The sequence below is a fragment of the Streptomyces sp. SID13726 genome, assembly GCF_010548375.1.
In the GTDB taxonomy this organism is placed as follows: Bacteria; Actinomycetota; Actinomycetes; order Streptomycetales; family Streptomycetaceae; genus Streptomyces.
Genome location: NZ_JAAGLY010000824.1, coordinates 1 through 390, shown reverse-complemented (window position 1 = coordinate 390; position 390 = coordinate 1). Strand labels below are relative to the sequence as shown.

Genomic DNA, 390 nt, shown 5'->3' with positions numbered 1-390 from the left:
ACCCTGGGGGGTGGAAATTTGACCACAAACAGCACAAAAGCGACACATCCCCACTCGGTCACCGAGCTGTGCGGCGAGGGGGCACGGCTCTACACGAGCGCGCTGCGCACGGGACGTATCGCACGTGGGGATGTCAAAACGGCACCCTGTCTGCTCGATCTGGCGTTGTTGCAGCCAGATCCTGATGACGTGAATTCCCTCCGTCCGGTTCCACCGGCGGTGGCACTCGCACAGCGGCTGCATCCGATCGAACGCGAGATCCGCGACAGGCGCCGCGACTCACTCGAACTGTCCGAGGCTTTCGAGCCGTTTCTCGCCATCAGCGCGCAGAGTCCGGCGAGCACCCACGCCATCACCGTCCTCGAGGGCTTCGACCCCATCAACGCGGCC

Annotated in this window: 1 pseudogene; it reads left to right on the top strand. The window is 64.4% G+C overall.

What is annotated here, in order from left to right:
* Positions 1-18 precede the first annotated feature (18 nt).
* A pseudogene (locus tag G3I78_RS50500) lies at positions 19-390 on the top strand (helix-turn-helix transcriptional regulator); the annotation flags it as partial.